The organism is Pseudokineococcus marinus, from assembly GCF_013004605.1.
Classification (GTDB): domain Bacteria; phylum Actinomycetota; class Actinomycetes; order Actinomycetales; family Quadrisphaeraceae; genus Pseudokineococcus; species Pseudokineococcus marinus.
Genome location: NZ_JABEMA010000167.1, coordinates 1 through 6,873 on the forward strand (window position 1 = coordinate 1; position 6,873 = coordinate 6,873).

Annotated in this window: 6 protein-coding genes; 5 read left to right on the forward strand and 1 reads right to left on the reverse strand. The window is 77.3% G+C overall.

Annotated elements, in window-relative coordinates; translation table 11 throughout:
- A partial coding sequence (locus HLB09_RS10945; RefSeq protein WP_171203407.1) for a PP2C family protein-serine/threonine phosphatase occupies positions 1-1,348 on the forward strand: 1,348 nt, incomplete at its 5' end.
- Here HLB09_RS10945 and HLB09_RS10950 read toward each other — a convergent pair.
- Positions 1,321-2,226, reverse strand: a complete 906-nt coding sequence (locus tag HLB09_RS10950) for a hypothetical protein (RefSeq protein WP_171203408.1) — start codon at positions 2,224-2,226, stop codon at positions 1,321-1,323. The genes HLB09_RS10945 and HLB09_RS10950 overlap by 28 nt on opposite strands.
- Positions 2,227-2,349: 123 nt before the next feature.
- On the opposite strand from HLB09_RS10950, the gene rpsD reads away from it, so the two are divergent.
- The 4 genes from rpsD to alaS form a co-directional block, all read left to right on the forward strand.
- Positions 2,350-2,985, forward strand: coding sequence for a 30S ribosomal protein S4 (gene rpsD / locus HLB09_RS10955; protein ID WP_171203409.1), 636 nt, complete (start codon positions 2,350-2,352; stop codon positions 2,983-2,985).
- Between the two features lie 691 nt (positions 2,986-3,676).
- Positions 3,677-4,033 (forward strand): DUF948 domain-containing protein, encoded by a 357-nt coding sequence (locus tag HLB09_RS10960; protein ID WP_171203410.1) that lies wholly within the window; start codon positions 3,677-3,679, stop codon positions 4,031-4,033.
- Position 4,034: 1 nt separating this feature from the next.
- Complete coding sequence (locus HLB09_RS10965; protein WP_171203411.1) at positions 4,035-4,307, forward strand: DUF6167 family protein; 273 nt, start codon at positions 4,035-4,037, stop codon at positions 4,305-4,307.
- A gap of 100 nt (positions 4,308-4,407) precedes the next feature.
- On the forward strand, positions 4,408-6,873 hold a 2,466-nt coding region (alaS, locus tag HLB09_RS10970), incomplete at its 3' end, for an alanine--tRNA ligase (protein WP_171203412.1).

The window sequence follows — 6,873 nt, forward strand, 5'->3', positions numbered from 1 at the left end:
GCAGCGCGGGGGCGGGCCCGACGGCTCGCCGGGCGAGGTCGTGCCCTCGCTCGTCGCGCAGGGTCTCGCCGTGCCGGCGTGGCGGACGCCGCAGGCGCTCGTCGAGGTGGTCGGCCCGGCCGCCGGCGCCGTCCGCGCCGAGCTCCTGCTCGTCGACCACCAGCTCGTCGAGCTGCACCGCCTGGCCTGCTGGCCCTCCGCGGCTCCGGACGCCCGTGGGGCGGGCGGCGAGCGGGAGCGCGCGGACCCGGAGGCGGCGGACGGGGACGGGGTGGCGCACCTCGTCGACGCCGACGAGGAGGGGGCGCCGGGCGGCACCGCGGGCGCGGCGGCGCTGGCCTTCCGCGAGCAGCGCGCCGTCCTGGCGCCGGACGGCCTCACGACGTGCCAGCCGGTCACCGTCCGCGGGCACCGCCTCGGCGTCCTCCTCGCCGAGGCGCCCGCGCCCGGGGCGGCCGTGCGCGCGTGCGCCGAGGTGCTCGCTGCCGCGGCCCCGGCAGCGGCCCTGCTGCTGCGCCAGGCGGCCGAGGGCAGCGACGACGTCGAGGTGCGCCGGCGCTCGCACGTCTTCAGCGTCGCCGCGGAGATGCAGTGGGACGTCCTGCCCCCCACGGAGCACCGTGGCCCCGGCGTCGAGCTGGCCGCGCTCGTCGAGCCGGCCTACCTCGCCACCAACGACCTGTTCGACTGGGCCGTCGACGACGACGTCCTCACGCTGGCCCTCCTGGAGGCCGCAGGGGAGGGTCTGGCCGCCGCCCGAGCGGCCGACCTCGCCCTGGCGGCCGTCCGCCACGCGCGCCGGTGCGGGATGGCGCTCGAGGAGCAGGCCGCCACCGCCGACGACGTGCTCCGCCACCGCTCGGGCGGTCACGAGCGGGTGGGCGCCGTGCTCGTCCGCGTCGACCTGCGCACCGGCGGGGCCTCGGTCGTCGTCGCCGGCGAGGTCCCCGTGCTGCTGTGGACGGCAGGCGGTCCCGACGACGCCGACGGGGGCGCCCTCGAGGAGCTGGACCTCCCGCGGGGCCCCGCGCTGGGTGACGGGGACGCCGACGACCGCAGCGCCGCGCCGCTGCCCGTGGCCGCGGGGGAGCGGCTCGTGCTGGCCTCGTCCGGCGTCCTCGAGGCCCGCTCGCCCGAGGACCGTCCCTTCGGGGTGGCCGGCCTCGCGGAGGGGCTGCGGCGGGCCGTCGACGTCCTCGACGCCCCGCGGCTCGTGGCGCGCGCCGTCACCGACCACGCGGGCGGCGAGGTCGTGCGCGACGCCACCTGCTTCGTCGTTCGCTGGGGTGACGGCGTCGCCGACGCGGCGCCGGCGGGTCCTCAGGCGGGTGCGGCGCCGGGGGCGTAGGGGCAGCGGGCGGCGCCGCCCGCGCTCGCACCGAGGACCATGAGGGCGAGGGCGTCGACGGCCGCGTCGGCGTCGGCCACCGGTGCGGGGAAGAGCAGGCGCAGGGTCGCCGTCGTCGACGCGGGGCAGGGCGCTCCGTCGTGCCCGGCGCAGCGGCACCCGGCCCCGAGGCCCTCCCACGGCTCCTCGGTCCGGCACCGCAGCACGAGCCCCGTGCGGTCGGCGCCGACGCAGCGCACCTCGCTGACGCGGCCCAGGTCGCGCCCGGGGACGCCGGCGCCGCGGCCGCCCGGAGCGGGGTGGGCGTGGCCCATCGCGCGGACCAGGCCGACGAGCCGGTCGCCCAGCTCCGCCTCGACCCGCCCGAGCACGTCCGCCTCCCGCAGCGCCACCGGGTCGGGCGCCGCCGCGCGCAGGTCCGCCACGGCGACGTCGCTGCACCCCTCGGGCCAGTGCAGCCGGACGGCGGCCGCGTCGAGCAGGAGCACCCGGGGGTCCGGCCACGCCCCCGCCAGGTCCGCGAGGTCGCCGGCGGCGCACACGGCGCCCAGCGCGCCGGCGGCCTCGTGCGGGGCGGCCAGGCGCACCCAGCCGTCGACGACCACCTGCGCCCGCGGCACCGTGAGGTCGGGCAGCGCCGCCTCGACGACCACCTCGAGCCGGGCCGCGGCGTCGTGCTCGCCGCCGCGCCCGAGCCCCAGGGCGCCGACCGCGGCCTCGCTGGCGACGACGACGAGCTCCCCGTCCCGCGTGCGGGCGTGCAGGACAGCGATGCGCGACCCCTCCCGCTCCTCGTCCCGGGCGGGGGTGAGGACGGCCGTCCCCGACCCCGAGAGGGCGGTGGCGGCCACGACCGCGGCGCTCGGCAGGTGCGTCATGCAGGTGAGGCTAGCCTAAGATGTGCGGTCGAGGGAGGACCTCGGCGCGTCCCGCGTCCGACCTCGCTCCGCCCGCCCGTCCGCCGGCACCCCGTCCGTCTGATCCCGCCAGGAGCCCCACCCGTGTCGTCCAGCACCTCGAGCTCCCGCTCGCGCCAGCAGGTCCGCCTCTCCCGCCGCCTCGGCCTCGCCCTCACGCCGAAGGCGGTGAGGCACTTCGAGAACCGGCCCTACCCGCCCGGCGAGCACGGCCGGGCCCGGCGCCGCAGCGAGAGCGACTACGCCCTGCGCCTCCGCGAGAAGCAGCGGCTCCGCGCCCAGTACGGCATCCGCGAGGCCCAGCTGCGCCGCGCCGTCGACGAGGCGAAGAAGCACCCCGAGCGCACGGGCGACGTCCTCGTCCAGCTCCTCGAGAGCCGGCTCGACGCCGTCGTCCTGCGCGCCGGCCTCGCCCGCACCATCGCCCAGGCCCGACAGACGGTCGTGCACCGCCACGTGCTCGTCGACGGCGCCCGCGTCGACAAGCCCTCCTACCGCGTGCGCCCCGGCCAGGTCGTCGAGATCGCGCCGCGCAGCCGCGACCTGCCGCCCTTCCAGGTCGCCGCCGCCGGCGCGCACCGGGACGTCCTGCCCGACGTGCCCGCCTACCTGCGCGTCGAGCTCGCCGAGCTGCGCGCCGAGGTCGTCCGCCGTTCCGAGCGCGACGAGGTCCCGGTGACCTGCGACGTCGCGAAGGTCGTGGAGTACTACTCGCGCTGACCTGAGCGCCCTCCCGGTCTGTCGTGGCCGGTTGGTCGTGGCCGGTTGGTCGTGGCCGGTGGGTCGTGGCCGGTGGGTCGTGGTCGGGCTGGCACGGGCCGGGCGGGTCCGGCGAGGGCACTGCCTACGCGCCCCCAGCAGCCTGACGGCCGCCGGGGGACGCTCGGCTGACGTGCCCCCACCGGACCCGCCCGCCCCTCCGCGCGTCACCTCTCGGCCGCTCGCCCCGCGGGCGGTCGCCGCAGGTGCCCGGCCAGCGCCAGCTCGCCCGGACTCGGCGCGGCCGGTGCCACGGGGGAGGAGCGGGGTGGCCGTGCTCGTGGGGGGCACGTCAGGCAGGCCGCTGCCCGACCCAGCGCGCGGGTGGGCTCGGGAGCGCTCCGTGCCCCGCGCGGCCGTCGCCAGTGCCCTCCACGAGCGCGGGCGCCCCGCCTGGTGACCACGCGTCATCTCGGTGACCCGCGTCGAGCTCCTCACGTCGACCGGTGGGCGAGCACGCCGCCCTCCGCGACCGGCCAGGTCCTCCACAGGGTCGCCGTCCGTGAGCGGGGTGCGCGGTAGGGTCGCCGCGCGCCTCGGCAGCGGGGCGGGAAGCGCCGTGCCCGCGCGCCGCCGACGGCAGGCCAGCGGCTCCCACCGAGGGGCCGCGGCCCGGTCCGGTGGTGGGCGCGGACCGACTGGAGGGATCCGGATGACCGGAGGAGACGTCGCGGGGTTCATCGCCGCGATCGCGTTCGTGCTGCTCGTGGGGCTGCTCGCGGTGCCGCTGCTCAAGCTGGGCAAGGTGCTCGACGAGACGCGCGAGGCCGTGCGCCGCCTGTCGGACGACACCCGTCCGCTCATCACCGAGACGACGACGGCCGTGACGCAGGTCAACGAGCAGATGCAGAACGTCGACACGGTGACCACGGGCGCGGCGCAGATCGCCACCAACGTGTCCGCGCTGACGGCGCTCTTCGCGGCGACGCTCGGCTCGCCGATCGTCAAGGTGGCCGCCTTCACCTACGGCGTGCGGGGCGCGATCGCCGGCCGCCGGAAGCGGGGCTGACGTGGGTCGCCTCGTCTGGATCGGCCTCGGGGCCGTGGCCGGCGTCGTGGCCGTGCGCCGCGCCGCCGGGGTCGCCCGCTCGTACACGCCGGCCGGGCTGCAGGGCCGCGCCTCCGGGTGGACGGACGCCGCGCGCGCCTTCGCCGCCGAGGTGCGCGCCGGGGCCGCCGAGCGCGAGCAGGAGCTGCGCGTGGCCCTCGGCGTCGACGCCGGTGCCATGAGCGAGACCGAGGCGCGCGACCTCATCGACCACCCCTCGAGCCCCCGCGGCTGACGCGCCGCCCACCCCCGGCGCCGCAGGCTCCCGAGCCGCCGCCGGACCGGGGTCGGCGCCCCGCCGGGCGTGAACGACCTCCCGACACGGAAGGCCCCCCATGGAGACCGCGGAGATCCGCCGTCGCTGGCTCAGCTTCTTCGAGGGCAAGGACCACACGGTGGTCCCCAGCGCCTCGCTCGTCTCGCCCGACCCGACGCTGCTCTTCACGGTCGCCGGCATGGTGCCCTTCATCCCCTACCTCACGGGGCGGGAGCCGGCGCCGTTCGACCGCGCGACGAGCGTGCAGAAGTGCGTGCGCACCCTCGACATCGAGGAGGTCGGCAAGACCACCCGCCACGGCACGTTCTTCCAGATGAACGGCAACTTCTCCTTCGGGGACTACTTCAAGGAGAAGGCGATCCCGTGGGCGTGGGAGCTCGTCACCACGCCGCAGGAGCAGGGCGGGTACGGGTTCCGCGAGGAGGACCTCTGGGTCACCGTCTACGAGGACGACGACGAGGCCCACCGCATCTGGACGAAGGACGTCGGGGTGTCGCCCGACCGCGTGCAGCGTCTGGGCATGGACTCGAACTACTGGTCGACCGGCGGCCCGGGGCCGTGCGGCCCGTGCAGCGAGATCTTCGTCGACGCCGGGGCCCGCTTCGGCCGCGACGGCGGCCCGGCCGCCGACGAGGACCGCTACATCGAGATCTGGAACCTCGTGTTCATGGAGTTCGAGCGGGGCGAGGGCGGCGGGAAGAACGGCTTCCCGATCCTCGGGGAGCTGCCGCGCAAGAACATCGACACGGGCATGGGCCTGGAGCGGGTGGCGTACCTGCTGCAGGGCAAGGACAACATGTACGAGATCGACGAGGTGTTCCCCGTCATCGAGGCGGCCTCGGCGATGGCGGGGGTGCGCTACGGCGCGGACCCGGCGTCCGACGTGCGCCTGCGGGTCGTCGCCGACCACGTGCGCAGCGGACTCATGCTCGTCGGCGACGGCGTCCGCCCCGGCAACGAGGGCCGCGGCTACGTGCTGCGCCGGCTGCTGCGCCGCGCGGTGCGGGCGATGCGCCTGCTCGGCGTCGACGCGCCGTCGCTGGCCGACCTGACGGCCGTCTCGAAGGAGCGCATGGCGCGCTCCTACGCCGAGCTCGAGGCCGACTTCGGGCGCATCAGCGAGGTCGTCGCCGCGGAGGACGAGGCGTTCCGGCGCACGCTCGTGGCGGGCACGACCATCCTCGACACGGCCGTGCGGGAGACCAAGCAGGGCGGCGGCACGCAGGTGCCGGCCACCCGCGCCTTCCAGCTGCACGACACCTACGGGTTCCCCATCGACCTCACGCTCGAGATGGCCGCCGAGCAGGGCGTGTCCGTCGACGAGCAGGGGTTCCGCGAGCTCATGACCGAGCAGCGCGAGCGCGCCCGGGCCGACGCGCGCTCCAAGCGCAGCGGCGCCGCGGCGACGGGCGCCTACCGCGAGGTCCTCGAGGCGAACGGGCCGACCGACTGGCAGGCCTACACGACGCTGACGACGACGGGGCAGGTGCTCGCGGTCGTCGACGGCGTCGAGCCCGTCGTGGCGGCGGGGGAGGGGCGCGTCGTCGAGGTCGTCCTCGACCGCACGCCCTTCTACGCCGAGTCCGGTGGTCAGAGCGCCGACGCCGGGACGCTCGTCTGGGACGGCGGCTCGGCCGAGGTCCTCGACGTGCAGCGCCCGATCAAGGGCCTCGTCGTCCACCAGGTCCGCGTCCTCGACGGCGAGCTGGCGCAGGGCGCGCAGGTGCAGGCGTCCGTCGACCCGCAGTGGCGCGTCGACGCCTGCCAAGCGCACTCGGGCACGCACGTCGTGCACGCCGCGCTGCGGCAGGTGCTCGGCCCGTCGGCGCAGCAGTCGGGCTCCTACAACCGGCCCGGGTACCTGCGTCTCGACTTCGCCTGGAAGGGCGGGCTGTCCGCGCAGCAGCGGCGCGACGTCGAGGACGTCAGCAACCTGGCGGTCCGCGACGACCTGCCCGTCACCGCGCAGTGGATGACGCTGCCGCAGGCGCGCGAGTGGGGGGCGCTGGCGCTCTTCGGCGAGACCTACGGCGAGGAGGTCCGCGTCGTCGAGATCGGCGGTCCGTGGTCGCGCGAGCTCTGCGGCGGCACGCACGTGCAGCGCAGCAGCCAGGTGGGCCCGCTGGTGCTCACCGGCGAGTCCTCCGTGGGCGCGGGCAACCGGCGCGTCGAGGCCGTCGTCGGCGTCGAGGGCTTCCGCTACCTCGCGCGCGAGCGCGACCTCGTGGCGCAGGTGACCGAGGTGCTCGGGGCGGGCGAGGGGGACGTCGTCACCCGCGTCCGCGACGTCGTGGGGCGCCTGCGGGACGCCGACCGCGAGCTGGCCCGCCAGCGCACCGAGCGCGTCCTCGCGGCGGCGGGGCAGCTCGCCGCGGCGCCGACCGACGTCTTCGGCGTGGCCTACGCCGGGCACGACGCCGGGGAGGTGGCCTCGGCCGACGACCTCCGCACGCTCGCGCTCGACGTCCGCGGCCGCCTCGGCCGCGACCGGCCCGCCGTCGTCGCGGTCGGCGGCGTCGCCAAG